The organism is Streptomyces sp. NBC_01546, from assembly GCF_045208355.1.
In the GTDB taxonomy this organism is placed as follows: Bacteria; Actinomycetota; Actinomycetes; order Streptomycetales; family Streptomycetaceae; genus Streptomyces.
Genome location: NZ_CP109379.1, coordinates 3,369,737 through 3,393,444, shown reverse-complemented (window position 1 = coordinate 3,393,444; position 23,708 = coordinate 3,369,737). Strand labels below are relative to the sequence as shown.

The 23,708-nt window shown below is 71.6% G+C and carries 26 protein-coding genes; 14 read left to right on the top strand and 12 right to left on the bottom strand.

The window, feature by feature from the left end; genetic code table 11:
* Positions 1 to 67 precede the first annotated feature (67 nt).
* The 6 genes from OHA89_RS15210 to OHA89_RS15185 all read left to right on the top strand — a co-directional run bounded on the left by OHA89_RS15210 (position 68) and on the right by OHA89_RS15185 (position 6,362).
* Positions 68 to 1,735, top strand: a complete 1,668-nt coding sequence (locus tag OHA89_RS15210) for an ABC transporter ATP-binding protein (RefSeq protein WP_266612267.1) — start codon at positions 68 to 70, stop codon at positions 1,733 to 1,735.
* Entirely contained in the window at positions 1,732 to 2,847 is a 1,116-nt protein-coding gene (locus tag OHA89_RS15205; RefSeq protein ID WP_215149362.1) for an ABC transporter permease, read from the top strand. Before OHA89_RS15210 ends, OHA89_RS15205 begins: the two co-directional genes overlap by 4 nt.
* Positions 2,844 to 4,109, top strand: coding sequence for an ABC transporter permease (locus tag OHA89_RS15200; RefSeq protein WP_266607978.1), 1,266 nt, complete (start codon positions 2,844 to 2,846; stop codon positions 4,107 to 4,109). The genes OHA89_RS15205 and OHA89_RS15200 overlap by 4 nt, the downstream gene beginning before the upstream one ends.
* Entirely contained in the window at positions 4,106 to 4,513 is a 408-nt protein-coding gene (locus OHA89_RS15195; protein WP_215149360.1) for a cytidine deaminase, read from the top strand. Before OHA89_RS15200 ends, OHA89_RS15195 begins: the two co-directional genes overlap by 4 nt.
* A 90-nt stretch (positions 4,514 to 4,603) precedes the next feature.
* Positions 4,604 to 5,881, top strand: coding sequence for a thymidine phosphorylase (locus OHA89_RS15190; RefSeq protein WP_215149359.1), 1,278 nt, complete (start codon positions 4,604 to 4,606; stop codon positions 5,879 to 5,881).
* A gap of 139 nt (positions 5,882 to 6,020) precedes the next feature.
* Entirely contained in the window at positions 6,021 to 6,362 is a 342-nt protein-coding gene (locus OHA89_RS15185; RefSeq protein WP_406366376.1) for an STAS domain-containing protein, read from the top strand.
* Here OHA89_RS15185 and OHA89_RS15180 read toward each other — a convergent pair.
* The 3 genes from OHA89_RS15180 to OHA89_RS15170 all read right to left on the bottom strand — a co-directional run bounded on the left by OHA89_RS15180 (position 6,258) and on the right by OHA89_RS15170 (position 9,512).
* The gene (locus tag OHA89_RS15180; RefSeq protein WP_257554572.1) at positions 6,258 to 7,256 is read right to left on the bottom strand and encodes a sigma-70 family RNA polymerase sigma factor; all 999 of its coding nucleotides are present in this window, start codon (positions 7,254 to 7,256) and stop codon (positions 6,258 to 6,260) included. The genes OHA89_RS15185 and OHA89_RS15180 overlap by 105 nt on opposite strands.
* Positions 7,257 to 7,387: 131 nt before the next feature.
* Positions 7,388 to 8,080 carry a L,D-transpeptidase family protein gene (locus tag OHA89_RS15175; RefSeq protein WP_406366374.1) on the bottom strand — a complete coding sequence of 231 codons (693 nt, stop codon included), beginning with the start codon at positions 8,078 to 8,080 and terminating at the stop codon, positions 7,388 to 7,390.
* Between the two features lie 139 nt (positions 8,081 to 8,219).
* Positions 8,220 to 9,512 (bottom strand): MFS transporter, encoded by a 1,293-nt coding sequence (locus tag OHA89_RS15170; RefSeq protein WP_406366372.1) that lies wholly within the window; start codon positions 9,510 to 9,512, stop codon positions 8,220 to 8,222.
* 98 nt (positions 9,513 to 9,610) lie between these two features.
* Between OHA89_RS15170 and OHA89_RS15165 the strand changes: the two genes are divergently transcribed.
* Positions 9,611 to 10,549: a LysR family transcriptional regulator gene (locus tag OHA89_RS15165; RefSeq protein ID WP_215149354.1), complete on the top strand. Its 939-nt coding sequence runs from the start codon at positions 9,611 to 9,613 to the stop codon at positions 10,547 to 10,549.
* Positions 10,550 to 10,557: 8 nt separating this feature from the next.
* On the opposite strand, the gene OHA89_RS15160 is transcribed toward OHA89_RS15165, so the two are convergent.
* Positions 10,558 to 11,574 carry a helix-turn-helix transcriptional regulator gene (locus OHA89_RS15160; protein WP_257554565.1) on the bottom strand — a complete coding sequence of 339 codons (1,017 nt, stop codon included), beginning with the start codon at positions 11,572 to 11,574 and terminating at the stop codon, positions 10,558 to 10,560.
* A 173-nt stretch (positions 11,575 to 11,747) separates the two neighbouring features.
* Between OHA89_RS15160 and OHA89_RS15155 the strand changes: the two genes are divergently transcribed.
* On the top strand, positions 11,748 to 12,965 hold the full coding sequence (locus OHA89_RS15155) for an ATP-grasp domain-containing protein (protein WP_266607963.1): 1,218 nt from the start codon (positions 11,748 to 11,750) through the stop codon (positions 12,963 to 12,965).
* Here the strand turns inward: OHA89_RS15155 and OHA89_RS15150 are convergent.
* Together OHA89_RS15150 and OHA89_RS15145 are read right to left on the bottom strand one after the other, a co-directional pair.
* Positions 12,941 to 13,312 carry a cupin domain-containing protein gene (locus tag OHA89_RS15150; protein WP_257554562.1) on the bottom strand — a complete coding sequence of 124 codons (372 nt, stop codon included), beginning with the start codon at positions 13,310 to 13,312 and terminating at the stop codon, positions 12,941 to 12,943. The two genes, OHA89_RS15155 and OHA89_RS15150, sit on opposite strands and share 25 nt — an antisense overlap.
* A 65-nt stretch (positions 13,313 to 13,377) precedes the next feature.
* Positions 13,378 to 14,112, bottom strand: a complete 735-nt coding sequence (locus tag OHA89_RS15145) for an alpha/beta hydrolase (RefSeq protein ID WP_266607961.1) — start codon at positions 14,110 to 14,112, stop codon at positions 13,378 to 13,380.
* 113 nt (positions 14,113 to 14,225) lie between these two features.
* On the opposite strand from OHA89_RS15145, the gene OHA89_RS15140 reads away from it, so the two are divergent.
* The 3 genes from OHA89_RS15140 (at position 14,226) to OHA89_RS15130 (ending at position 16,657) form a co-directional block, all read left to right on the top strand.
* A complete protein-coding gene (locus OHA89_RS15140) occupies positions 14,226 to 15,374 on the top strand; it encodes an adenosine deaminase (RefSeq protein ID WP_266607959.1) in 1,149 nt (382 codons plus the stop codon).
* Positions 15,375 to 15,513: 139 nt separating this feature from the next.
* A complete protein-coding gene (locus tag OHA89_RS15135) occupies positions 15,514 to 15,765 on the top strand; it encodes a hypothetical protein (protein ID WP_257554549.1) in 252 nt (83 codons plus the stop codon).
* A gap of 127 nt (positions 15,766 to 15,892) precedes the next feature.
* Entirely contained in the window at positions 15,893 to 16,657 is a 765-nt protein-coding gene (locus OHA89_RS15130) for a hypothetical protein (protein ID WP_266607957.1), read from the top strand.
* A gap of 7 nt (positions 16,658 to 16,664) precedes the next feature.
* Here the strand turns inward: OHA89_RS15130 and OHA89_RS15125 are convergent, their stop codons facing one another.
* From OHA89_RS15125 to OHA89_RS15105, 5 genes are all read right to left on the bottom strand, one after another.
* A complete protein-coding gene (locus OHA89_RS15125; RefSeq protein WP_215149346.1) occupies positions 16,665 to 16,865 on the bottom strand; it encodes a PspC domain-containing protein in 201 nt (66 codons plus the stop codon).
* Between the two features lie 55 nt (positions 16,866 to 16,920).
* Complete coding sequence (locus OHA89_RS15120) at positions 16,921 to 17,493, bottom strand: VanZ family protein (RefSeq protein ID WP_266607952.1); 573 nt, start codon at positions 17,491 to 17,493, stop codon at positions 16,921 to 16,923.
* A gap of 125 nt (positions 17,494 to 17,618) precedes the next feature.
* Positions 17,619 to 18,263, bottom strand: coding sequence for a PH domain-containing protein (locus OHA89_RS15115; RefSeq protein ID WP_266607950.1), 645 nt, complete (start codon positions 18,261 to 18,263; stop codon positions 17,619 to 17,621).
* Between the two features lie 25 nt (positions 18,264 to 18,288).
* Positions 18,289 to 18,936: a class F sortase gene (locus OHA89_RS15110; RefSeq protein ID WP_266607948.1), complete on the bottom strand. Its 648-nt coding sequence runs from the start codon at positions 18,934 to 18,936 to the stop codon at positions 18,289 to 18,291.
* A gap of 79 nt (positions 18,937 to 19,015) precedes the next feature.
* The gene (locus tag OHA89_RS15105) at positions 19,016 to 19,705 is read right to left on the bottom strand and encodes a hypothetical protein (RefSeq protein WP_266607946.1); all 690 of its coding nucleotides are present in this window, start codon (positions 19,703 to 19,705) and stop codon (positions 19,016 to 19,018) included.
* 266 nt (positions 19,706 to 19,971) lie between these two features.
* Between OHA89_RS15105 and deoC the strand changes: the two genes are divergently transcribed.
* From deoC to OHA89_RS15090, 3 genes are read left to right on the top strand one after another with little or no spacing between them, the layout of a single operon-like run.
* Complete coding sequence (deoC, locus tag OHA89_RS15100; protein WP_406368504.1) at positions 19,972 to 20,934, top strand: deoxyribose-phosphate aldolase; 963 nt, start codon at positions 19,972 to 19,974, stop codon at positions 20,932 to 20,934.
* Between the two features lie 5 nt (positions 20,935 to 20,939).
* Positions 20,940 to 22,376: an aldehyde dehydrogenase family protein gene (locus OHA89_RS15095; protein WP_215148402.1), complete on the top strand. Its 1,437-nt coding sequence runs from the start codon at positions 20,940 to 20,942 to the stop codon at positions 22,374 to 22,376.
* A complete protein-coding gene (locus OHA89_RS15090; RefSeq protein WP_266607944.1) occupies positions 22,369 to 23,268 on the top strand; it encodes an aldehyde dehydrogenase in 900 nt (299 codons plus the stop codon). Before OHA89_RS15095 ends, OHA89_RS15090 begins: the two co-directional genes overlap by 8 nt.
* A 95-nt stretch (positions 23,269 to 23,363) precedes the next feature.
* Here the strand turns inward: OHA89_RS15090 and OHA89_RS15085 are convergent, their stop codons facing one another.
* Positions 23,364 to 23,708, bottom strand: coding sequence for a hypothetical protein (locus tag OHA89_RS15085; protein ID WP_215148398.1), 345 nt, complete (start codon positions 23,706 to 23,708; stop codon positions 23,364 to 23,366).

The following is a 23,708-nucleotide window of genomic DNA, read 5'->3' as shown; positions in this document are numbered from 1 at the left end:
CGATACTTTCACTCCCCGCCCTGTCCCCCCCTGCCTTCCGCTCCTTCCGCGCCAAGGAGAGTGCGTCATCAACGCGTCCAGCCCGCCCCCCGCCGTAGAACTGCACGGCATCACCAAGCGCTTCCCCGGCGTCGTCGCCAACAAGGACATCGCGATCACCGTCCGCAAGGGCACGGTCCATGCCTTGATCGGCGAGAACGGCGCCGGCAAGTCGACCCTGATGAAGATCCTCTACGGCATGCAGAAGCCGGACGAGGGCACCATCGCCATCGACGGCGAGCAGGTCTCCTTCCACAGCCCCGGCGACGCCATCGCCCGCGGCATCGGCATGGTGCACCAGCACTTCATGCTCGCCGACAACCTCACCGTCCTGGAGAACGTGGTTCTCGGCGGCGAGAAGTTGTACGGCATCGGCGCCAAGGCCCGTAAGAAGATCAAGGAGATCTCGGACGCGTACGGCCTCGGCGTGCGTCCCGACGCCCTGGTCGAGGACCTCGGTGTCGCAGACCGCCAGCGCGTGGAGATCCTCAAGGTCCTCTACCGCGGCGCCAGGATCCTCATCCTCGACGAGCCGACCGCCGTGCTCGTGCCGCAGGAGGTGGACGCACTCTTCGACAACCTGCGCGAGCTCAAGGCCGAGGGCCTGACCGTCATCTTCATCTCGCACAAGCTGGGCGAGGTGCTGAAGGTCGCCGACGACATCACCGTCATCCGGCGCGGCACCACGGTCGGCACCGCCGACCCGAAGACCGCCACCACCAAGCAGCTCGCCGAGCTGATGGTCGGCGCGGAGCTGCCCTCGCCGGAGACCCGCGAGTCGACCGTGACGGACGTCCCGATGCTGAAGGTGGCGGGCCTGACCCGCACCGCGGACGACTCCGTCATCGCCGAGCCGGAGATCCTGGTGCGCCAGGCCCCGGAGGACTCCACCCTCCACGAGCACGTCGAAGCCGGCCGTCTCCTGCTGGACGACGTCACCTTCACCATCCACAAGGGCGAGATCCTCGGCATCGCCGGTGTCGAGGGCAACGGCCAGACCGAGCTGATCGAAGCCCTCATGGGCATGAACCCCGCCGACACGGGCGTGATCACGCTGGACGGCCGGGACATCACGAAGGTTCCGGTGCGCCAGCGCCGCGAGGGCGGCATCGGCTACATCCCCGAGGACCGCCACCGGCACGGCCTGCTGCTGGAGTCCCCGCTGTGGGAGAACCGCATCCTCGGCCACGTCACCGAGGCGCCCAACTCCAAGCGCGGCATCCTCGACACGAAGGCGGCCCGCAAGGACACCGAGCGGATCGTGCGCGAGTACGACGTCCGCACGCCCGGCATCGAGGTCACCGCGTCCTCGCTCTCCGGCGGCAACCAGCAGAAGCTGATCGTCGGCCGCGAGATGAGCCACAACCCGAAGTTCCTCATCGCCGCCCACCCCACCCGCGGTGTGGACGTCGGTGCGCAGGCGCAGATCTGGGACGCGATCCGCGAGGCCCGCCGCGAGGGCCTGGCCGTCCTGCTCATCTCCGCGGACCTGGACGAGCTCATCGGCCTGTCCGACACCCTGCGCGTGATCTACCGCGGCCGCCTGGTCGCGGACGCCGACCCCGCGACCGTCACCCCGGAGGAGCTCGGCACCGCCATGACGGGCGCCGCCTCCGGGCACCTGGAAGCAACCGACAACCACTCCGCCGCCGGTACCGCGCCCGGTACCGATGCACCGGAGGACGAGGCCCGATGAAGCAATTCGACAAGGACCGGCTGCTCCTCGGCTTCGCCGGACCCGCACTCGCCCTGGTCAGCGCCTTCCTGCTGACCATGATCGTGCTGGCGGCGACGGGCATCGACCCGATCGAGCCGCTGCGCCTCATGGTGGAGAACGCCGGCTACGAGGACGTCCAGGTCCTCATCGTGAACCAGGCCGGTACGTACTACCTGGCGGCCCTGGCCGTGGCCATCGGCTTCAGGATGAACCTCTTCAACATCGGCGTCGACGGTCAGTACCGCCTCGCGGCGATGCTCTCCGCCGTGGTCGGTGCGGCCGTGACCCTGCCGGGCCCGCTGCACCTGCTGCTGATCATCCTCGTGGCGATGCTCGTCGGTTCCTTCTGGGCCGGCATCGCCGGTGTCCTCAAGGCCAAGCGCGGGGTGAGCGAGGTCGTCTCCACGATCATGCTGAACGCCATCGCGACCAGCCTGATCGCCTGGCTGATGCTGACGAAGAACCTCGGCGTCCAGATCGAGGGCTCCAACGACCTGACGACCGGCGACATCGCCGAGTCCGGCTGGTTCCCGGCGGTGTCCCTCGGCGACGGGCTGGAGCTCTACGGCTTCACCTTCGTGGCCTTCGCCCTCGGCATCGTCTACTGGTTCACGCTCAACCGGACCCGTTTCGGCTTCGACCTGCGCGCCACCGGTGCCAGTGAGTCCGCCGCCCAGGCCTCCGGCGTCGACGCCAAGAAGATGATCATCACCTCGATGCTCATCTCCGGCGCGGTCGCGGGTCTCGCCGGCATGCCGCAGCTGCTGGGCGAGACGCACACCTACAACCTGGCCTTCCCGGTCGGCGTCGGCTTCACCGGCATCACCATCGCGCTGCTCGGCCGCAACAGCCCGGTCGGCATGCTCTTCGCCGCGTTCCTGATGGCCTTCATCGACAAGGCCTCGGCCTCGCTCGACCAGGCCGGGTACGCGAAGGAGATCGGCACGATCATGAAGGGCCTGATCGTGATCGCGGTCGTCGTCTCGTACGAACTGGTCCGCCGCTACGGCATCCGGCGCCAGCAGCAGAAGGTCGGCGAGGAGCTCGCCGCCGGGCACGCCATCAAGACCGACAAGGAGGTCGCGGCGTGAGCACCAGCACTGTCTCCGCGACGGCTGCCGCCCCCAAGAAGTCCGGCGGCCGCAAGAAGCTCACCCTGCCCTGGATCCTGCTGATCATCGCGGGCGGCCTCGCGCTGCTCTCGCTGGTCCGCCTGATCAGCGGCGCGAACGACCTGACCTCCATCGGCCAGGTCTCCGGTGCCCTCTCCCTCGCCGTCCCGATCGGCCTCGCCGGCCTCGGCGGCCTGTGGGCCGAGCGCGCGGGCGTCGTCAACATCGGCCTCGAGGGCATGATGATCCTCGGCACCTGGTTCGGTGCCTGGGCCGGCTACCAGTGGGGTCCGTGGACCGGTGTGCTGGTCGGCATCGCCGGCGGCGCCGCCGGCGGCCTGCTGCACGCGATCATGACCGTCACGTTCAACGTCAACCACATCGTCTCCGGTGTGGCCATCAACATCCTGGCGCTGGGCTTCACCCAGTACCTGTCGAACTTCACCTTCGCCGACGCGCCGGGCGGCTCCTCGAAGCAGTCGCCGCAGGTCGAGCCGATCTACAAGATCACCGTGCCGGGGTTGTCCGACTGGATGGCCGATCTCCAGGCCAAGCACTGGTTCTTCGTCTCGGACCTCGCCGGCGTCATCGGCGGCCTGGTCACCGAGCTGTCGCTGCTGACGATCGTCGCCCTGCTGCTGATCCCGGGCACCTGGTGGGTGCTGTGGCGGACCTCCTTCGGTCTGCGGCTGCGCTCCTGCGGTGAGAACCCCACCGCCGCGGAGTCCCTCGGCGTCAACGTCTACAAGTACAAGTACGTCGCCGTGATCGTCTCGGGCGCCCTGGCGGGCCTCGGCGGCGTGTACCTGTCCGAGGTCGCCAGCCCCATCTACCAGGAGGGCCAGACCGGCGGCCGCGGCTACATCGGTCTCGCCGCCATGATCTTCGGCAACTGGATGCCGGGCGGCATGGCGCTGGGCGCGGGCCTGTTCGGCTTCATCGACAGCCTCAAGCTGCGCGGTGGCGCCACGAACGTCCACGCGATGCTGCTGCTGATCGCGATCCTGCTGGTGCTGGTCTGCGCCTGGCAGCTGTACAAGAAGAAGTACCTCCAGGCCGGCATCTCGGCGGTCTGCGCCGCGCTGCTGTGCCTCTGGTACGCGCTCACCGACTCGGTGCCCAGCCAGTTCGTGGACGCGGCTCCGTACGTGACCACCCTGCTGGTGCTCGCGCTGTCGGCGCAGCGGCTGCGGATGCCCAAGGCGGACGGTCTGCCGTACCGCAAGGGCCAGGGCAAGTGACCTCGGCTCCGGCAGCCCAGGCCGTGGACTGGGAAGCCCTCCGGGTCGCGGCCCGGGAGGCCATGACCCACGCGTACGCGCCGTACTCGGGCTTCCCGGTCGGGGTCGCGGCCCGCGTGGACGACGGCCGGGTCGTGACCGGCTGCAACGTGGAGAACGCGAGCTACGGGCTGGGCCTGTGCGCCGAGTGCGGGCTGGTCTCCTCGCTCCAGGCCACGGGAGGCGGCCGCCTCACGCACTTCACGTGTGTGGACGGCAAGGGCGAGATCCTCGTCCCGTGCGGGCGCTGCCGCCAGCTGCTGTTCGAGTTCGGCGGACCGGAGCTGCTGGTGGAGACCCCGGACGGGATCCTTCCGCTGGCGGCGATGCTGCCCCAGGCCTTCGGGCCCGACCACCTGAGATAGCCGTGCCGACGGCCCTTCGCCCCCTGTGGGGCGGAGGGCCGTCGCAATTCCTCTCACCCCTCTCTCTATGCGCGTAGAAGGAAGCACTTCATGGACGTCATCTCCGTCATCCGGACCAAGCGGGACCGCGGCGAGCTGAGCCCCGAGCAGATCGACTGGGTCATCGACGCGTACACCCGCGGTGTCGTCGCCGACGAGCAGATGTCGGCACTGGCGATGGCCATCCTGCTGAACGGGATGAACCGGGCCGAGATCGCCCGCTGGACCGCCGCGATGATCGCCTCCGGCGAGCGCATGAACTTCGACTCCCTCTCCCGCCCCACCGCCGACAAGCACTCCACCGGCGGAGTAGGCGACAAGATCACGCTGCCGCTGGCCCCGCTCGTCGCCGCGTGCGGCGCGGCCGTGCCGCAGCTGTCCGGCCGCGGGCTCGGCCACACCGGCGGCACCCTCGACAAGCTGGAGTCCATCCCCGGCTGGCGTGCGCTGCTGTCCAACGAGGAGATGCTGCACGTCCTGGACACCACCGGCGCGGTCATCTGCGCGGCGGGCGACGGCCTGGCCCCGGCGGACAAGAAGCTCTACGCCCTGCGCGACGTGACGGGCACGGTCGAGGCCATCCCGCTGATCGCCTCCTCGATCATGTCGAAGAAGATCGCCGAGGGTACGGGCTCCCTCGTCCTCGACGTGAAGGTCGGCAGCGGCGCCTTCATGAAGAACATCGAGGACGCGCGCGAGCTGGCGCGGACCATGGTGGGTCTGGGCACCGACTCGGGCGTCAAGACCGTCGCGCTCCTGACGGACATGTCCACCCCGCTGGGCCTGACCGCCGGCAACGCCCTGGAGGTCCGCGAGTCGGTCGAGGTCCTGGCCGGCGGCGGGCCCGCTGACGTCGTCGAGCTGACCATCGCCCTGGCCAAGGAGATGCTGGACGCGGCGGGCATCAAGGACGCCGACCCGGCGAAGGCCCTGGCCGACGGCTCCGCCATGGACCACTGGCGCCGGATGATCGCGGCCCAGGGCGGCGACCCGGACGCGGCCCTGCCCGTGGCCCGCGAGCAGCACGTGGTCACCGCCTCGGCGTCGGGCGTCCTGACCCGCCTCGATGCGTACGCGGTGGGCGTCGGCGCCTGGCGCCTGGGCGCGGGCCGTGCCCGCAAGGAGGACCCGGTCCAGGCGGGCGCGGGCATCGAGCTCCACGCGAAGCCGGGCGACACGGTCACCGCGGGCCAGCCGCTGATGACCCTGCACACGGACACCCCGGAGAAGTTCGACTACGCCCTGGCCTCCCTGGAGGGCTCGTACGACGTCGCCCCGGCGGGCACGGCCTTCTCCGCCACCCCGATCGTCCTGGATCGCATCGCCTGATCCCGGACCCCGGTCCCGTCGGCGCGGCTCCCCGTCCGGAGCCGCGCCGACGTCTTTTCACAGGCCCGGAAGGGCCTCCCCCGTCCCGCGCCCCGTCCCGCGCCCGATGAGTTCCGGGCGGTGGGGGAGTCATCCCCTCGTGGAGATCAAACGACTCGTGCTGCCCGGACCCGGACCCGACGCGCAGGACACGGCGCGACTGTGCGCCCGGCTGGCGCGGCTGTACGAGGACGGGGCCACCGCCGTGGTGTGTGACGCCACCGCCGTCACCGCGCCCGGCCTGGTCGAGGTGGAGACCCTGGCCCGGCTGCGGCTGACCGCCCGAGGTCACGGCGCCGGCTTCGCCGTCATCGGCGCCGGCCCCGCCCTGCGGGCCCTACTGGACCTCGTGGGCCTCGTCGAGCTGCTCGGGGAGCCCGAAGAGCGGGAACCACCGGGCGGTGTCCAGGAAGGCGTTGAGCCCGACGATCTTGCCGTCTGAGACCTCCAGGACCTGGAGCGCCCACGGGGTGTGGCCCTTCCCGGAGGCCGCCGGCCGGTACTGGCCGAAGGCCGGCATCCCGTTCGCCGTCGTCGGGATCAGGCGCGAGCCCTTGCAGCCGATGCCCTGGTTCAGGTGCCAGGCCGCGATGTCCTCGTGGCCCTGGAGCCACAGGTCGAACGGCGGCATCGACAGCACCGCGTCCTCGTGCAGGAGCGTCGTCAGCCGCGAGATGTCATACGCCTCGAAGGCGGACAGGTACTGCTCCAGCAGCTTCGCCTGGTCCGCGTCCAGCGGATCGGCGGCCTCGCTCTCGCGGATCCGGCTGCCGGCCAGCGTGGCCCGCGCCCGCTGCAGCGCGCTGTTCACCGAAGCCACCGTGGTGTCCAGCAGCTGCGCGACCTCGTCGGCCTTCCAGGCCAGCACCTCGCGCAGGATCAGCACCGCCCGCTGCTTGGCCGGCAGGTGCTGGAGGGCCGCGACGAACGCCAGCCGCACGGATTCCTTCGCCAGGGCCATCTCCGCCGGGTCCGCGGTCTGCGGCAGCACCCGGCCGTCGGGGACCGGCTCCAGCCAGGTCACCTCGGGCCGTTCGTTGAGCACGGCGGAGGCCTGGTGCTGCGGGGCGGTCAGGTCCATCGGGCGGGCCCGCTTGTTCCCCGCGTTCAGCAGGTCCAGGCAGACGTTGGTGGCGATCCGGTACAGCCACGAGCGCAGCGAGGAGCGGCCCTCGAACTTCTCGTAGCTGCGCCAGGCACGGATGTACGTGTCCTGCACCGCGTCCTCGGCGTCGAAGGACGAGCCGAGCATCCGGTAGCAGTAGCCCGTCAGCTCGACCCGGTAGCGGTCCAGCGCGGCATCCAGGTCCGGCGGTGTCGTCGCGAGGTCACTCATGGCTGTCGCCCCCAGGTAGGTCCACTCCTTCGGAACCTACCGGAGGGGTCTGACAACGGCAGCCCGAACGGCCGCAACAGCCGCAACGGCCGCAACGGCCGCAACGGCCGCGAGCGAGGTGTGGCGAGGCCTTACGTGCCCGGCTTACGGCCGTAGACATAGACGTCCTCGCCGTTGCCCAGCAGGTTCCAGTACGCCTTGGCGTCGGCGGGCCGCATGTTCACGCAGCCGCCCGAGCCGGGCGGGTTCCACATGCTCTTGGTGGTCGAGTGGAAGGCGATGCCGCCGTCGAAGAACTGTGAGTAAGGCATCGCGACGTCGTAGATCGTCGACCAGTGGTCGATGCTGCGGTAGTAGATCTTCTTCAGGCCGGTCCGGGTCTCCGTGCCGTCCTTGCCGGTGCGGACCGGGACGGGGCCGTACTTCAGCGTGGCGCCGTCCTGGATCCAGCTGAGCTGCCGCGTCAGGTCGACGCAGGCGATCCGCCCCCGGTTCACCGGGCAGTTGCCGGCCTTGTCGGGGGTGCTGCCCGCCGCCCGCTGGGCCAGCATCGTGCTCATCGTCTGCCAGGTCAGCGGCCCCGCGTACCCCTGGGTCGGGGTGATCCCGTGGCTCGCCTGGAACGACCTGATGGCCGTGCAGTCGGCCGAGGACTGCCTGCCGTCCACCGGCCGCCCCAGGAACTGCTCGACCTGCCGCTGGTACGGCCCGGTGCCGAGGTTGCAGGAGGCGGCCTGCGCCGCCCCGCCCCCCGCGACCACCAGCGGCAGCGCGAGCGCCACCGCACCCCCGAACACCACCACCGCCCGCCGCCCTGCGCGCATGCGCGTCGTCCGATTCACAGGCGTCCCCATCGCGTCCTCCCCTGCTCGCCCTGCATTCGTTCTCCGTGTTGAATGCCCGGAAAACCAGCGCGAGTTGCCTGTAGGGGGGACGTATTTCCCGATTTTCCCGACGAGTTCCTCAGCGCGCGGCCGCGGCCGAAGCGGGCATGCGCCGCTCCGCGCGGGCCGCGTGGGACCCGTACAGGGTGATCGAGACGACGCCGAGCACGGCCAGCAGCGCGATGCCCACCGTGGCCGCCCACCCCGCCGAGTGGTAGGCGAGGGCGCCCAGGGTGCCGCCCGCGCTGGAGCCCAGGTAGTACGCCGACTGGTAGAGCGCCGAGGCCTGCGCCCGGCCCGTCCGCGCCGTCCGGCTCACCGCGGCGGAGGCCACCGCGTGCCCGGCGAAGAAGCCCGCGGTGATCAGGATCAGCCCGGCCAGGATCGCGGCCAGGGAATCGGACAGCGACAGCAGCAGCCCGAGCGCGGTGGTGGTCACGGCCAGGTACAGCGCGCCGCGCCGCCCCGTGCGGGCCACCAGCTGCCCGGCCGCCGCCGAGGAGACCGTACCCACCAGATAGATCAGGAAGATCGACCCGATCACGCCCTGCCCGAGCGAGAACGGCTCGTCCACCAGCCGGTAGCCGATGACGGTGTACACGGAGCCGAAGACGGTCATGAACAGCGCGCCGATCCCGTACAGCCGCAGCAGCAGCGGATCGCGCAGGTGACCGGCCACGGTACGGCCCACCGCGCGCGGGTTCAGCGAGGCCGGGCGGAAGAACCGCGCCCGGGGCAGCAGCACCAGGAAGGCCGCCGCGCAGGCCAGCGACATCAGCCCGACGGTGAGCAGGCCCGCCCGCCAGCCGCCGAGCTGCGCCCCCCATCCGGTGACCAGGCGGCCGCTCATGCCGCCGATGGAGTTGCCCGCCACGAACAGGCCGATCGCCCCGACCAGGGCCTTCGGCTTGACCTCTTCCGCCAGGTACGCCATCGCGGAGGCCGGGATCCCGGCGATCGCCGCGCCCTGTACGGCCCGCAGTACCACCAGCCACTCCAGGCTCGGCGCGAAGGGCACCAGCAGGCCGACGCCCACGGCCACCGCCATCGACCAGGTCATCATCCGGGTGCGCCCGAACCGCTCGGACAGCGCGCTGAGCGGCAGCACGAACAGGGCGAGCGCGCCGGTGGCCGCGGACACCGTCCAGCTGGCCTGACCCGCCGTCACCCCGAACCCGTCGGAGATCGCGGGCAGCAGCGCCTGGGTGGAGTAGAGGAGGGCGAAGGTGGCCAGTCCGGCGGCGAAGAGCGCGAGGCTCATCCGGCGGTAGCCGGGGCGGCCGGGGGCTCGGAGCTCGGGGCGGTTGGGCTGCGGAAACAACGAGGTGGAGGCACCCGGGATGACGGGTGCCCCGGTATGAACGGGAGGCATACGTCGAAGGTAGGCCCGTGTTTTTGATGCGTCCAATGCACAGAATCGCGATAATCGATCCACTCACGCATCAGCACAGCTCAGGGCGGCGCACGTCGATGAACCGTTACGAAGAAGACATGGCCGTGACACGTCTGCTGGCCCCGCGCCTGGCGTACTTCGCGGCCGTCGCCCGGCACGAGCACGTCACCCGCGCCGCCCACGAACTGGGCGTTCCCCAGTCGACGTTGTCGCGGGCCATGGTCCGCCTGGAACAGGATCTCGGCGTCACCCTGTTCGCCCGCAAGGGCCGCACCGTCGCCCTCACCACGGCGGGCCGCACCTTCCTGGCCTCCACGGAACAGGCCCTGGACGGGATCGCCCGCGCCGCCGAATCCGTCCAGCAGGACGCCGACCCGGCCCTCGGCAAGGTCGCCTTCGGCTTCCTGCACACCCTCGGCTCCGAGACCGTACCCGGCCTCATCCGCGCCTTCCGCGCCGACCACCCGCGCGTGCGCTTCTCCCTGGTCCAGAACTACGGCGAGGCCATGCTGGAGAAGCTCCGGTCCGGCGAACTCGACCTCTGCCTCACCTCACCCGTCCCGGACGCCCCCGACCTGGTCGCCCGCCGTCTCGACGAACAGCGGCTGCGCCTGGTGGTCCCCGACGACCACCGCCTGGCCGGCCGCAAGCGCATCCGCCTCGCCGAGGCCGCCGAGGAGACCTTCGTGACGCTGGAGCCCGGCTACGGCCTGCGCCGCATCACCGACGACCTGTGCGCGGAGGCCGGGTTCGTCCCCCGCGTCGCCTTCGAGGGCGAGGAGGCCGAGACCCTGCGCGGCCTGGTAGCCGCCGGTCTCGGCGTGGCCCTGCTGCCGCCGCCGGCCGTGGCCCGCCCGGGCGTCGTCGAGCTGACGGTGACCGCCCCGCGCGCCGTCCGCGAGATCGGCGTCGCCTGGCTCGACGGCCACCCCGACACCCCTCCGGTGGCGGAGTTCAAGCGTTTCCTGCTCTCCCGCCGCGGCCGCCTGATCCCCGAACTGGAGCCGCCCGCCTAGTCGCCCGCTTAGTCGCCCGGCTGCTCGTCCGCCTGGGGCGGTGACTGCGAGGACAGCAAGTACCCGGCCTGGAAGCGGGATTTGGCGCCGACGGCCCGCATGATCTCCGCGATGTGGCGCTGGCAGGTCCGCTCCGACATGCCCAGCCGCCGCGCGATCACCTTGTCCTCCAGCCCCTCCGACAGCAGCCGTACGATCGTCTGCCGCAGCTCGTCCGAGATCGACCGGGCCGCCTCCGGACTCACCGTCGTCGGGAAGGGCTCCGCCCCCAGCCAGGACCGCTCGAAGGCCGACGTCATGAAGTGCACGACGCTCCGCTCGCGCACCACCAGCGCCGCCCCGCTGCGCTCCGGCACCTCCATCAGGCCCGTGTGGTCGTCGAAGACCAGCATCCGCATCAGCCCGTCGCCCAGCGTCCGTACCTGCGCGCCCAGCGCCGTCACCCGCTCGACGTACGCCGCCGTGGGCCGCGAGTACCGGGCCGTGTGCTGGTAGAGCGTGCGCATCCGGACCCCGCGCGTCAGCAGCGACTCGTCCCGCCCGATCGACTCCTCCAGAGTCTCCAGCGGCCGGCCCCCGCCCGGCTGCGAGGTCAGCAGCTCCCGCTCGCACGCCGCGACCAGCTCCGTGATCAGCCCCCGTACCGCGCCCAGGTCCGTCACCAGCTCCAGGCGCCCCGACCCGCTCAGGTCCCGGTGTGCGGTCCCCGCCTCGTACGCCGGCACCAGCGTCTCCAGCCGCCCCCGCAGCCGGTCCATCTCGTCGTGGGTCTCCCGTACGAGCAGGGCCAGCGGGGCGAGCGCCCGCGCCGCCGCCGCCCGGGGTGCGACGGCGCTCCACCGGTCGGGCCCGCCGCCGGGCGCCCGCTGGAGGAGGTGCGCGGCGGCCAGCTCCGTGATGGCCGCGGCCGCGCGCACGCCCAGGGCCTCGGTGGCCTCGCCCGCATCAAAGGCGTGCCGCTCGACGGCGTAGGCGTAGAGGCGCCGGGCCGCGGGGCTCAGATCTTCGGCTTGATCGGCTGGCATATGCCTATTCGTCCCGGAGTGTGTCTGTTCGTAAACCCCTCGTATTCCCGCAAGGCGACAAGACGACCCCTGTCCGGCGGCTTTCGGCATATGCCGAAGCGGCACAGTGGTCACACGGCGTGAGGGGGGAGCGCGGTATGCGACAGCGGACACCCAGGGAAGAACGGGGGCCCTTGGCTGTCCTGCTGAGCCCGCGACCCGCCGTGGTGGCGGCCGCCCGCCGTGCGGGTGCCCGCACCGTGGTGGTCGCGCCGGATCCATCGGTGCCATCCGACCGTGAGGGGGCGGAGCGGCGGGTACGGACGGACTGGCGCGACCACCGGCACCTCGTCGGGGCCGTCGGCCGGATGGAGGCGGTCCGCCGCGGCCGCGCCGCCGTCTTCGGTTTCGACGCCGCCGGAGCCCTCGCCGCGGCCCGCGCCAACGAGGAACTGGGCCTGCCCGGCACCCCCACCGCCGCCGTCACCGCCCTCATGGACAAGGCCGCCCTGCGCGCCCGCTCCAACACCCTGCACCCCGCCCGGCCCGTCTCCTTCGCCCGCTGCGGACGCGCGGAAACCCTCCCGTTCGTCGCCACCCTCATCGGCTACCCGTGCGTGATCAAGCCCCGGGCGGGCGCCGACGGCGAAGGGGTCCGGCTCGTCCACGACGAAACCGAGGCGCGGGCCGCCGCCCACGGCTATCCGGAGGTCACCGACCTCCTCGTCGAGGAGTACCTGGAAGGCCCGGAGCTCACCGTCGAGGCCCTCTCCCGCGCCGGGCACCACCGCATCCTGGGCTGGTCCCGCAGGCGCACCGGCCCCCGCCTCACCGCCACCGGCCACGACCTGCCGGTCGCCCTGGATCCCGGGACCGCGCAGGCCGTACGGGCCCTCGTACGCGGCGTCCTCGACCTCGCCGGACACCACGACGGCCCCTCCCACACCGAGGTCATCCTCACCGCGCACGGCCCCCGCCTCGTCGAGGCCCACGCCCGCCCCGGCGCCGAGGAGTTCAGCCGGCTGCTCCGGGCCGCCCACGGAACCGACGTCCTCGGCCTCGTGCTCGCCGCCGCCCTGGACCTGCCCGACCCGGTGTGCAGCCCGCGCACCGCCTACGCCGGGCTGCGGTACGTGGACTTCCCGCCCGGCCGCGGCCCGGGCGGGGTCCGCCCGGGGATCGCCGCGGCGCGGGCCGTGCCGGGAGTGATCCGGGTCCAGCTGGAGATCCCGCCGGGCGCCACGGTCCGGCGCGCCCCGACGGGCGGTCTGCACCACGCGTACGTCCTGGCCACCGCCCCGACGGCGGGCTCGCTGGCCCGCACCCTGGACCGGGCCGCGGGTCTGCTCGGACAGGGCGTGCCGGGACGGTGGACGCGTCAGCTGCGTCAGCCGGAGACCGGCTTCGCGTAGTCGCCGTAGCCGGTCCAGTCCAGCGCTACGCAGGGCTCGTCACCGAGGACATAGGCGTCGTGCCCGGGCGCGATCTCGATGAAGTCGCCCGGACCGATCTCGCCGCTCTCCCCGTCGTCCATGACGATCTTCATGCGGCCGCTCACGACGTACCCCGTGTGAGCGGACTGGCAGCTTTCCGTGCCCGCCAGCGGCTTGATGTGCTCCGACCAGCGCCAGCCCGGCTCGAACACGGCACGGCCGACGGCGCCGCCCCCAGTGTTGAAGACGTCCAGCCTGCCCTTGCCGTCCGGGAACGGTCGTGTCTCGTCCGGCTTGTCGAAATTCCGGAACGTCAATCCGGCCATAGCCCATCGCCTCCGGGAGGAAAGGCCCCGAGTTCACTCCTCACGGTACGCGCGACAGCCGCGGTTCACCGCCGGAGCGAGCGCCCGAACCCCGAAGCCAGCGGCATCCGCAGACCCAGCGGCGGGGGAGCGGCCAGCGCGTCCGTCACCGGCCGCGAGTACCGCCTCGAGCACACCGCGCCGAGGACGAAGTCCACGGCCAGTGCGACGACTTCCGGCTGGTGCTCGCGCAGCCCGTGACCGTCCGAGTGCACCTCGAACCGGCACGTGGAACGATTCGCCTTCTTGGCCCGCGCCGCCAGCAGAAACGATGCCTCCGGGTCGCTGTGCGCGTCGTTCGTGCCGTGCACGATCAGCACCTGCCGCCCCGACAGCTGTTTCACCGGTTCAGGCGAGTCCGCCGCCACCGCTTCTCCCAGGCAAGGGGCCAGCGACACCACCGAGTTGACGGCGTCGTGGCCCGCCGCCCGCAGCGCGGCCAGGCCTCCCGCACCGAAGCCGGCCAGGCACACGGGCACGTCCCCGTACCGCCGCACCGCCTCGTCCGCCGCCCACCCCGCCTGCTCCTCGCGGGAGGCGTCCCCACCGTGGATCACGGTGTGCGCGACCAGCCCCTCCGCCCCGCCCGCCCGGGCCAGCGCCCGCCCGAGCGGACGCAGCGGACCGGGGGAGAATCTGGACGCTCCGGGAAGAAGGAGCACCACCCCGTTGACCGGGCTTTCCGTCGAACCCGAGCCGGTTCTCGCGCCGGCTGCCCGCCCCAGGCGGGCCCCGCGCGCCGGCGGCGCATGCTGTGCCATGGCGGAACAGTCTCAGACGCCGAGGTGTACGACATCCGTCCGTGCGGTCTCTGTTACATATCGGCGCTCGCGGCCGTCACCCGCTCTACGCGCGTAGGAGCTAGAGTGCCCAGATGACGAGCGAGACCCCCAACCTGCCGACCCCGGATCAGATCCGCCGCTCCCCGAAGGTGCTCCTGCACGATCACCTCGACGGTGGACTGCGCCCCGGGACCATCATCGAGCTGGCCCGCGAGGCCGGCTACGAGAGCCTCCCCGAGGCAGACGCCGACAAGCTCGGCATCTGGTTCCGGGAAGCCGCCGACTCCGGCTCCCTCCCGCGCTACCTGGAGACCTTCGCGCACACCTGCGCGGTCATGCAGACGAAGGAGGCCCTCTTCCGGGTCGCCGCCGAGTGCGCCGAGGACCTGGCCGAGGACGGCGTCGTGTACGCCGAGATCCGCTACGCCCCCGAGCAGCACCTGGAAGCCGGCCTGACCCTCGAAGAGGTCGTCGAGGCCGTGAACGACGGCTTCCGCGAGGGCGAGCGGCGTGCGAAGGCCAACGGCCACCGCATCCGCATCGGCGCCCTGCTGACCGCGATGCGCCACGCCGCCCGCGCGCTGGAGATCGCGGAGCTGGCCAACCGCTACCGCGACAACGGCGTGGTCGGCTTCGACATCGCCGGTGCCGAGGCCGGGTTCCCTCCCACCCGCCACCTCGACGCCTTCGAGTACCTCAAGCGCGAGAACAACCACTTCACGATCCACGCGGGCGAGGCCTTCGGCCTGCCGTCGATCTGGCAGGCCCTGCAGTGGTGCGGCGCCGACCGCCTCGGTCACGGCGTGAAGATCATCGACGACATCGAGGTCGCCGCCGACGGCTCGGTGACGCTGGGCCGCCTGGCCTCGTACGTCCGGGACAAGCGCATCCCCCTGGAGATGTGCCCGACGTCGAACCTCCAGACGGCCGCGGCCGCCTCGTACGCCGAGCACCCGATCGGCCTGCTGCGGAAGCTGCACTTCAGGCTCACGGTCAACACCGACAACCGCCTGATGAGCGGCACCAGCATGAGCCGCGAGTTCGAGCACCTGGTGGACACCTTCGGCTACACGCTGGAGGACATGCAGTGGTTCACCGTCAATGCGATGAAGTCCGCGTTCATTCCTTTCGATGAACGACTGGCCATGATCAACGAGGTCATCAAGCCTGGTTATGCGGAGCTGAAGTCGGAGTGGCTGTTCCAGCAGACCGCTTCCACCAGCGGTTCTGTCTCGGCTTAGGCCATGGCATGACGTACTGAAAGCGCCCGGGAGGAGCAATTCCCGGGCGCTTTCTCATATTTACGGATGTTTGCGGGCGGCGGTTTGAAGTGACTAGTTTGCGGAGCCGCTCAATTCCCCGTCGCAAGGACACGTTTTCATGAAGCAGTCAGCTGCCAAGATCATCGGTGCCGCCGCTCTGGGTGCCGCCTTCGCCGCCGTCGCCGCCGGTTCCGCCTCGGCCGCGGCCCTCCCGGCCGTCGGTCTCACCGACGCGCTGGGCAGCGCCACCGGTGCGCTCCAGGGTGTCACCAGCCAGCAGTCGGCCTCCGAAGAGGGCGGACAGCCGAGCGACCCCACCGCCGCGGTCACGGGTCTGCTGGGCCCGGTCACCGGCGCCCTCAACGGCTGACGTTGCCGCGACACGAACGCGTGCACGGCGGTCGCACACCTCTTCGACGAGGTGTGTGTGCCGCCGTGCGGTGTGTCACGATCACCACCAACTGCCCGCCGACGTACGCGGTATGAGGTTATTGGTCATGCGCATGAAGGTACGAGCGACCGTGGTCGCGCTGGTCCCCGCCCTGCTGCTCGCGGCGGCCGGATGCAGCAGTACGGACACGTCCCCGACGGGCAAGGACCCGGACCCCAAGGGCTCCGCGAGCCGCGCCTCCGGCGCGCCCGGTGCCCCCGCGGCCACCGCCACCGGCGGATCCGCCACGCCCAAGACCGGCGGCAGCAAGGCGGAACGGTCCGCGCTGGAACAGGGCGACCTGCCCGGCTACCAGGTCTCCGCGGAGGGCAAGAACCCCAACGCCCCGGACGGCCAGCCGCAGGCCGACAAGAAGGCCTGTCAGCCGCTGGCCGACATCATGGGCGACAAGCCGGACCCGGCCGCGCGCGAGACCGTAAACCGGGGCATCGGCTCCCAGAAGCAGGTCGGACTCGCCGTCTCCGCCTCCGTCAGCACCTACGCCGAGAGCGACGCCAAGGCGCTGATCGCCCGCCTCAAGGCCGCCGTGCCCGCCTGCGCCACGGGCTTCACCGCCACGGTCGAAAAGCAGTCCGGCACCTACCGCGAGGTGCGGGCCGCCGACTACCGCACGACCGGCGACGAGAGCGTCAGCTGGACCACGACCGCGGCCGCCCAGGGCGTCTCCGCCCAGGTCCACCTGGTCGTCGTACGCGAGGGCGACACCATCGTGCGGCTGATGGCCCTCAACGTGGCGGCGGCCGAGCAGAAGACGCAGGTGCCGCAGGAAGTCGCCGACAAGCAGCTGGAAAAGGTCCAGCGGGCCGGCTGACCCCGCCCTACCAGGCGGTGGAGGCGGACTTCTCGTTCGGCAGGAGCAGCCACAGCGCCAGGTAGATCAGGAACTGCGGGCCGGGCAGCAGGCACGAGACGACGAATATGACGCGCATCGTGTTGGCGGATATTCCGAAACGCCGGGCCAGTCCGGCGCAGACGCCGCCGATCCATCGACCGTCACGGGGGCGGACAAGGGCGCTCATGGGGTTCTCCTCACATTGAGATCGGCGCTGTGAAACCAGCACTGCGTTCGATGCCTCAATACTCGCGGGGAACCGCCGAAAGAACCTCGGTCCACGGACCGAGCCCGACCCTGGTAATTCTCGGGGTGGGTCCCTGATAAGCGCTGTGTGAGCGCCGCATCCGGGCGCGCAGCGCCGGTACGACGGCCGCGTGGGCGAGCAGCACGCCGACGGTGTTCAGCAGGACCGAGTCCACGTCGACCACCTGGCCCGGCACGGCGGTCTGGAGCATCTCGATGCACACCGAGATCAGCGCGCCGGCCGCCGCGGTCCGGGCCAGCGAGGACCACGCGGACAGCGCCGACGGCGCGAGCCGACCGCTGACCAGCGGCAGCAGCACCCCGAGCGGGGCCAGCAGCGCCAGTCCCTCGCCGATCCGGCGGGCGCCCTCCAGAGGCCCGTAGGCGAGGTCCGCCCTGATCCCCTCCAGCGGGGTCAGGTTCGCGGCCGCGGCCCAGGGCACGTCCAGTGGTCGCAGCGTCAGCAAGCCGACGACGAGGAGATGGGCGGCCAGCAGGGCGCCGCCCAGGAGCCGGAACCGGAGATGAATGGCGGTGGCGGCGCTGCCGCCGGCCTCATGACGCTGCACACCTGCGAGGACGCAGCGTCCGGTAGCCCTGGTTCCGCCCCGGAAGGGGTGTGGTGGGGAGCACGTACGAGGGCGCGGGCGGGGGTGCGTGCGAGGGTGCCGGACGAGGGCGCCTACGGGCCCCGTCAGCCCGTGGCGAGGAGCACGATCAGCAGCACCGCGCCGGCCACGGCGGGCGCGATGATCTCGTACGACCACTGCACGCGCACGCTGCCCTGGGCGCCGGCCCGCGAGGCGCCGCGCTCGGCCAGCTCCCGCAGTTCGTCCACGACCTTGTCGGCCCCGGCCCGCTGCGGTCCGGCCGGTGCGCCCGGCTTCTCGGCGTCCGCGGCGGACATGCCCCGGCCGGTGAGCCCGCTGCGGCGGCTGAGCTGCTGCCGGCTCGCCTTCTTCCGCTCCCGCAGGGAGACGGGGACGGACCAGAGCTGGTACTTCGAGCCCTCGGCCAGCACCTCCGCCGAGTACCCGGCGCGCACCGCGTCCACGGCCGCCCAGGGCAGCTCGATGACCCGGAAGGGGTTCCGCACGCGCATCCGGTCCTCGTTGGCGAAGACGGCGGGGCGGATCGTGAAGGCCACGACGAGCGGTACGGCGAACAGCGCCAGCGCGAGGGCGATCCACGGGGTGTTCCCGGAGCCGCGCACCACGGCGTCCCCGCAGAGCCACGCGGTCAGCGCGAGCAGCAGCACCCCGGTGACCACGGCCATGGAGGAGCGGTAGACCCGGTCGTCGTAGACGGGCTCGTCGGTCGGCTGGTGCTGGCTGCTCATGGGCCCGATTCTGCCCCACGCCGTCTCACCCCACGAGATCGGCGTACAGAATGATGTTGTCGGGCCGGTGGCCGTCGGTGATCCGGCCGCCGCACGTGATGACGCGAAGCTCCGGACGCGCGGTGTCCCCGTAGACCTTGTCGGTGGGGAACCGCTTCTTGTCGACCTGCTCCAGCTCGCGGACGCGGAAGACGGCGGTGCTCCCGTCCGCCCGGGAAACCGTGATCTCGTCGCCGGTGCGGACGCGTGAGACGTCCTTGAGCACGGCCGGTCCGCGGACGGTGTCGAAGTGGCCGATCAGCACGGCGGGGCCGGTCTCGCCGGGGGTGACGCCCTTGCCGTACCAGCCGATCTTGTCCCCGTCGGCCACGGAGGGCACCTCGACGGTGCCGTCGGCGGCCAGCCCCAGCGTCAGCAGCGGCGAGGCGTCCACCCCGGCTGCGGGGATCCGTACGCGTACGGGCGCGGAGGCGGGCAGCGGGGTGGCCGATGCCGGAGCCGCGGGGGCGGCCGTGGGGGTGACGGCGGGCGGGGCGGCGGGCGGTGCCGCGTCCGCGGGCGGGGTGGCGGTGGCGGCGGTGCCGCAGCCGGTCAGGGCGGCGGCGAGGAAGACGGCGGCGAGCAGCGGACGGGCGGCGCGGCGGGCGGCGCGGTCGGCGGCGCGGTGGGCCATGGGGACGCTCCGGGAACGGGCTTCGGCGGGCCCCCGGGATGGTGGCCCGCCGGAGGCGAGACGAGGCTGATGGGGTGTATCAGACCTGGGCGCGGCGGCGGCGCAGGGCCACGCTGGCGCCGAGCGCACCGAAGATCGCGATCAGGCCGACGCCGGCCGCCACGGTGGTGCCGTTGTCGGTGTCCTCGGCCGCCGCGGCGGGGATCTCGGCGCCCGCGGCCACCGCACCCTTGGGCACGACCGAGGTCTGGCCCGCGTTCTGCGCCTTCGGGGCGGGGGCAACGGCCGGGGAGGCGGTGGGCTTCGGCGTGGCCGTGCCGCCCTTGCCCGAGGGGGTCGTCGTGGCCTTCGGCAGCAGGTAGAAGCCGTTCGAGGCGCCCTCGCCCACCACGTGGACGTTGAGCCCGTAGCGGCCGCCGTCGGTCTTGGTGAGGGTGTACTCGACGCCGTCGACCACCGCGCGCGGCTTCGAGGGGTCGAGCTTCGCCAGGACGCGGCCCGCCCAGCCGTCGGCCGGCTTCCAGTCCGGGGCGACGGCGCGGATCCAGACCTCGGGGCCCTCGGACTTGTTGCGCAGCACCGCGATCCGGCCCTCGCCCACGAGGACGACCTCGCCGTCGTAGCGGTCGTCGCCCGGGGTGCTCGCAGCCGCGGCCGACACCGGCGTCGCGTTCTGGGCGCCGGGCGCGGCGAACGCGGTCGCGGCGGGCGCCAGGAACAGGCCGGCGAGGGCGGCGGTGACGATCGAGGTGCGGAGGGCGGTACGCATAACGACTCCTGAAGCGTGGGTGAGGAGAGTGGAGGAGAGTCGCATGCCGCGTTGAGTCTGTTCGGTCTGTTTCACCGGGTCAGGTGTGGCGGGCTGCTGAAGAGAAATCTATGGATCTTGTGCTGGCGGACGATCCCGGTCCTGTCATGGCCGCGTAACAGCGAACGCGTGTCCGAGCGGAGGTGTCGATTCCGCACCGGAACCGGCCGAATCCGGGGGAGGGGGTGACAGGCCGCTACGCGCGTAGATATGCTCATGTGGTGACCATGCCCACCACCCTCACCGCATTCGCTGACGTGACGACGTCCGACAGTGCGCTGCGCCGCTTCCTGCACGGGCTGCCCGGCGTCGACGCAGTCGGACTGGAGGCCCGCGCGGCCGCCCTCGGCACCCGCTCGATCAAGACGACGGCCAAGGCGTACGCCATCGATCTGGCCATCTCGATGATCGACCTGACGACGCTGGAAGGCGCGGACACCCCGGGCAAGGTCCGGGCGCTCTCCGCCAAGGCCGTCAACCCCGATCCGACCGACCGTACGACGCCGATGACCGCCGCGGTCTGCGTGTACCCCGACATGGTGGCCACCGCGAAGGCGGCGCTGAACGGCGCCGACGTCAAGGTCGCCTCCGTCGCCACCGCGTTCCCGGCCGGCCGCGCGGCCCTGCCCGTCAAGCTCGCGGACACGGCCGACGCCGTGGCCGCCGGCGCCGACGAGATCGACATGGTCATCGACCGTGGCGCCTTCCTCGCCGGCCGCTACCTCGACACGTACGAGCTGATCAAGGCCATCAAGGAGGCCTGCGTCCGCCCCGACGGCAGCGCGGCCCGCCTCAAGGTCATCTTCGAGACCGGCGAGCTGTCGACGTACGACAACATCCGCCGCGCCTCCTGGATCGGCATGCTCGCGGGCGCCGACTTCATCAAGACGTCGACCGGCAAGGTGGGCGTCAACGCCACCCCGGCCAACACGCTGCTCATGCTCGAAGCCGTCCGCGACTTCAAGGCGCAGACTGGAATCCAGATCGGCGTGAAGCCGGCCGGCGGCATCCGGACCACCAAGGACGCGATCAAGTTCCTGGTCCTGGTCAACGAGACCGTGGGCGAGGACTGGCTGAGCAACCACTGGTTCCGCTTCGGCGCCTCCAGCCTGCTCAACGACCTGTTGATGCAGCGCCAGAAGCTGAGCACCGGCCGTTACTCCGGTCCCGACTACGTGACGGTGGACTGATCACCATGGCATCCCTCTTCGAGTACGCACCGGCTCCCGAGTCCCGCTCGGTCGTCGACATCGCCCCCTCCTACGGGCTCTTCATCGACGGCGAGTTCACCGACGCCGCCGACGGCAAGGTCTTCAAGACCGTCTCCCCGTCGTCCGAGGAAGTCCTGGCCGAGGTCGCCCAGGCGGGCGCCGCCGATGTGGACCGTGCCGTGAAGGCCGCCCGCAAGGCCTTCGAGAAGTGGTCCGCGCTGCCCGGCTCCGAGCGCGCCAAGTACCTCTTCCGCATCGCCCGGATCATCCAGGAGCGCAGCCGCGAGCTCGCCGTCCTGGAGACCCTGGACAACGGCAAGCCGATCAAGGAGACCCGCGACGCGGACCTCCCGCTGGTCGCCGCGCACTTCTTCTACTACGCGGGCTGGGCCGACAAGCTCGACCACGCGGGCTACGGGGCCAACCCGCGCCCGCTCGGCGTCGCCGGCCAGGTCATCCCGTGGAACTTCCCGCTCCTGATGCTCGCGTGGAAGATCGCCCCGGCGCTCGCCACCGGCAACACGGTCGTGCTGAAGCCGGCGGAGACGACCCCCCTCTCCGCGCTGTTCTTCGCGGACATCTGCCGCCAGGCGGGCCTGCCCAAGGGCGTCGTCAACATCCTCACCGGGTACGGGGACGCGGGCGCGGCCCTCGTCGAGCACCCGGACGTCAACAAGGTCGCCTTCACCGGCTCGACCGCCGTGGGCAAGAAGATCGCCCGCCACGTCGCCGGCACCGACAAGAAGGTCACCCTGGAGCTGGGCGGCAAGGGCGCCAACATCGTCTTCGACGACGCCCCCATCGACCAGGCCGTCGAGGGCATCGTCAACGGCATCTTCTTCAACCAGGGCCAGGTCTGCTGCGCGGGCTCGCGCCTGCTGGTCCAGGAGTCGATCCACGACGAGCTGCTGGACTCCCTCAAGCGCCGCCTCTCCACGCTGCGCCTGGGCGACCCGCTCGACAAGAACACCGACATCGGCGCGATCAACTCCGCCGAGCAGCTCGCCCGGATCACCGCGCTCGCGGAGACCGGCGAGGCCGAGGGCGCCGAGCGCTGGTCCCCGGCCTGTGAGCTGCCGTCCGCCGGCTACTGGTTCGCCCCGACGCTCTTCACGAACGTCACCCAGGCGCACACCGTCGCCCGCGACGAGATCTTCGGCCCGGTGCTGTCCGTGCTGACCTTCCGCACGCCCGACGAGGCCGTCGCCAAGGCCAACAACAGCCAGTACGGCCTGTCCGCGGGCATCTGGACGGAGAAGGGCTCGCGCATCCTCGCGGTCGCGAACAAGCTCCGCGCCGGTGTCGTCTGGGCCAACACGTTCAACAAGTTCGACCCGACCTCGCCCTTCGGCGGCTACAAGGAGTCGGGCTTCGGCCGCGAAGGCGGTCGCCACGGCCTGGAGGGTTACCTCGATGTCTGAGTCGTCGACGGCGCGTCTGAGCGTCTTCAAGACCTACAAGCTGTACGTCGGGGGCAAGTTCCCCCGCTCCGAGAGCGGCCGGGTGTACGAGGTGACGGACTCCAAGGGCAACTGGCTGGCCAACGCACCGCTGTCCTCCCGCAAGGACGCGCGTGACGCGGTCGTCGCCGCCCGCAAGGCCTTCGGCGGCTGGTCCGGCGCCACCGCCTACAACCGCGGGCAGATCCTCTACCGCATCGCCGAGATGCTCGAGGGCCGCCGCGACCAGTTCGTCCGCGAGGTCGGCGAGGCCGAGGGCCTGTCCAAGTCCAAGGCCGGCGCGGTCGTGGACGCGGCCATCGACCGCTGGGTCTGGTACGCGGGCTGGACCGACAAGATCGGCCAGATCGTCGGCGGGGCCAACCCCGTCGCGGGTCCGTTCTTCAACCTCTCCACCCCCGAGCCGACCGGCGTCGTCACGGTCGTCGCCCCGCAGGACTCGTCCTTCCTGGGCCTGATCTCGGTGGTCGCCCCGGTGATCGCCACCGGCAACACCGTCGTCGTGATCGCCTCGGAGAAGTCCCCGCTGCCCGCCCTCTCCCTGGGCGAGGTGCTGGCGACCTCCGACCTGCCCGGCGGCGTGGTCAACATCCTGTCCGGCAAGGCCGGCGAGATGGGCCCGCACCTGGCGTCCCACCAGGACGTCAACGCGATCGACCTGGCGGGCGCCGGCACGGCGCTGGCCAAGGAGCTGGAGATCGCGGCGGCGGACAACCTCAAGCGCGTTCTTCGTCCACAGCCTGTGGACGACTGGACCGCCGACCCGGGCACGCACCGCATGACGGCGTTCCTGGAGACCAAGACGGTCTGGCACCCCACGGGTTCGCTGGGCTCGGGCGGGTCCTCGTACTAGAAGGCCCCCGCGAACCGGCCCCGGCAGCCCACCCCCGTGCTGCCGGGGCCTTCGCGTACCCCTGCTTCGGCAGGATCCCTGCTTGGGCAGGACACCTACTTCGGCAGGACCGGCCCGAGCAGCGAGGTGACGGCGGCGGTGGGCAGCTCGCCGACGGAGGGCCCCTGGGTCAGGACGCCGGTGACCATGCCGGTGCCGACGGCCGGGAAGTCCGCGACCTTGGTGGCGATCCCGTTGTCCAGCGGGTCCACGCCGGTGTGGGCCAGCGGGTTCACCTTGAGGTTCGCGATCGGGTCGGTGACCCCGGCCAGCGCCGCCGGGACATCGAGCTCGCCGGCCTGGGCACCGCCCGCGGCCATCGCCAGCGCGGCGCCGGCCATCGAGAGGGTGAGGCCTGCGGAGCGCAGCGTGGAGGTGTGTGAAGCTGCGTGACGTGCCAT